The sequence below is a fragment of the Pinirhizobacter sp. genome (genome assembly GCF_035317885.1).
Lineage (GTDB): Bacteria > Pseudomonadota > Gammaproteobacteria > Xanthomonadales > Rhodanobacteraceae > Pinirhizobacter.
This window is the reverse complement of sequence record NZ_DATHFX010000448.1, coordinates 1-2,333: the sequence shown is the minus strand read 5'-3', so window position 1 is coordinate 2,333 and position 2,333 is coordinate 1. Positions and strand designations below refer to the sequence as shown.

Here is a 2,333-nt window from a genome sequence, read left to right as displayed (position 1 = left end):
AAGCAATCCCGAACACCAGAGCGCGGCGATCTTCGGCCATTTCCGCAATGCCGAATTCCGCGCCGCCGAGGATGCCGGGAATATCAGCATCTACAACTTCGAGCACGGCTGGATGTGGATGATCCCGCTACCCGGCGGGGTGATGAGCGTCGGTGCAGTGTGCCGGCCGGCTTACCTGAAAACACGGCGCGGCCAGAACGTGGATTTCCTCATGGCCACCCTCAACAGCAACGCCCAGCTGGCGCAACGCCTGGCTGGCGCCACGCTTATCGACAACGAGGTGCGCGTCACGGGCAATTACACCTATGACGCCGCGGCGATGGCAGGTCCGGGCTGGATCCTCGTCGGCGACGCCTATGCGTTCCTCGACCCGGTGTTTTCATCCGGTGTTTACCTGGCGATGAACGGCGCCGAGCAAGCCGTGGAGGTGGTCGACCGTGCCCTGCGCGAGCCTGCGTCCGAGGCCGCCGCGCAACGACGCATGCAGCGGCGCGTACGAGTGGGCATGCGTCGTTTCGCCTTTTTCATCTACCGCTTCAACGGCCCGGTGATGGCCAACCTTTTCCGCAACCCGCGAAACGCCCTGAAACTTGAGCAAGGGGTGATCTCGATGCTGGCAGGGGACGTCTACGACTCCCGGCCGGTGTGGTTGCGCCTGCAGATGTTCAAGCTGGTCTATGGCGTGGGCGTCATGCTGGACCTGCGCCGCTGGTGGGCCGAGCGCAAGTTGCGGCTGGCTGAAGCGGTGGCCGAGTAGGGGCCTGCGCCGGCTGTCACGACCCGGTAATATGGCGTGATGGCGAAGCTCTACTTCTACTATTCGGCGATGAATGCCGGCAAGACCACCACCTTGCTGCAAAGCGCCCATAACTACCATGAGCGCGGGATGCGCACGCTTATCCTTACGCCCGCGCTGGACAACCGCTATGGCGAGGGCGTGGTGGCCTCTCGCATCGGCCTGAAGGCCGTGGGGCGGCGGATTTCCTCCACGGAGGATTTACTGGCCATCACGCAGGCCGACATCGCCGAGCGTGGCGCGCTGCACTGCGTCCTGGTCGATGAGGCCCAGTTCTTGAGCCGTGCCCAGGTGTGGCAACTCTCCGACGTGGTAGACCACCTCGGCATCCCCGTGCTGGCTTACGGGTTGCGCACGGACTTTCGCGGGGAATTGTTCGAAGGCAGCAAATACCTCCTGGCATGGGCAGACAACCTCGACGAAATCAAGACGATCTGCCATACCGGCCGCAAGGCCACCATGGTGGTACGCGTGGATGAACAGGGCCATGCCGTGACCCAGGGCCCTCAGGTTGAGATCGGCGGCAACGACCGCTATGTCTCGGTCAGTCGTGCCGAGTTCAAGAAGATCACCGCTGGCGACGGCCGCATCGAGTTGCAGCAAACCGTGCTGCCGCTGGGCAACAATGCATAGGAAACGCTCGTGACCGATACCCCGCTCAACACCTGGCCGCGGCCGCACTTCCATCAAGCCGGTGGCAAGTCGATGCTGCTGTTCTTCATCTTCGGCAGCTTTGCCGAGGAGATCGTGATCCCTGCGCGCAAGTACGATAGCGCCGGGTTGCCGGCCGGCGTCGAGCTCCAGCGCTACCAGAACGCCGTACTGTCGCGCTGGGAGGGGTATCCACTCTCAGGCGTGCTGGGCGAGATCCTGAAGGAAGATAATCCCTCCGGCTTCGAGCTCGCGCGCCAGGCGCCGCATGTGCTGGCCGTGCGCGGCGAAGTGGACGACTCAGCGAGCCTGGACTACCTGCGTGACACCCTTGGCGTGGTTGCGGCGCTGCTCGATGCCGGCGGCTCGGTGGTGGTGGATCCGCAGCTGTTGTCGCTATACGAGGCCACCCAGTGGCGCCGCCACTACCTGGTGGAGGGCGGCGCACCGCCGCGCAACCACGTGTTGATCCTGTGCAGTGACGATGAGCACAACCCCGGTCGCCAATGGATCCATACCCGTGGCATGCGCAAGTTCGCACGACCGGATGTGAGCGTGCGTAACGTACCGGCCGGCGACGCCGATCGGGCCGGTGTCCTGGCCGAGCGCATGGTGGAGATGCAGGCCCTGGGCGCGCACTTCGTCGACGGGCAGGGCATGGATATCGAAGGTGTGGGCGAAGGCGTCACCGTCTACGTCGGCGGTTCGCACGACGATCCCGCATTCAACAACACCCACGCCGAACTGATCTGGCCTGACGCCAGAAGCTGACATCTACACCCGTCACGACTGGCAGTGCGGACAGTAGAACGTCGAGCGCTGTCCCAGCGTGACATTCCGGATGCCGGTGCCGCACACTTTGCATGGCTCGCCTTCGCGGCCATAC

The 2,333-nt window shown here is 64.1% G+C and carries 4 protein-coding genes; 3 read left to right on the top strand and 1 reads right to left on the bottom strand.

What is annotated here, in order from left to right; all coding sequences use genetic code 11:
• The 3 genes from VK519_RS14735 to VK519_RS14725 form a co-directional block, all read left to right on the top strand.
• On the top strand, positions 1 to 757 hold a 757-nt coding region (locus tag VK519_RS14735; protein ID WP_324350979.1), incomplete at its 5' end, for an NAD(P)/FAD-dependent oxidoreductase.
• A gap of 39 nt (positions 758 to 796) precedes the next feature.
• Positions 797 to 1,429 (top strand): thymidine kinase, encoded by a 633-nt coding sequence (locus tag VK519_RS14730; protein ID WP_324350977.1) that lies wholly within the window; start codon positions 797 to 799, stop codon positions 1,427 to 1,429.
• 9 nt (positions 1,430 to 1,438) lie between these two features.
• The gene (locus tag VK519_RS14725) at positions 1,439 to 2,218 is read left to right on the top strand and encodes a hypothetical protein (protein ID WP_324350975.1); all 780 of its coding nucleotides are present in this window, start codon (positions 1,439 to 1,441) and stop codon (positions 2,216 to 2,218) included.
• 12 nt (positions 2,219 to 2,230) lie between these two features.
• Here VK519_RS14725 and VK519_RS14720 read toward each other — a convergent pair.
• Positions 2,231 to 2,333 (bottom strand): zinc finger domain-containing protein (locus VK519_RS14720; RefSeq protein WP_324350981.1); only part of this gene is annotated, 103 nt, incomplete at its 5' end.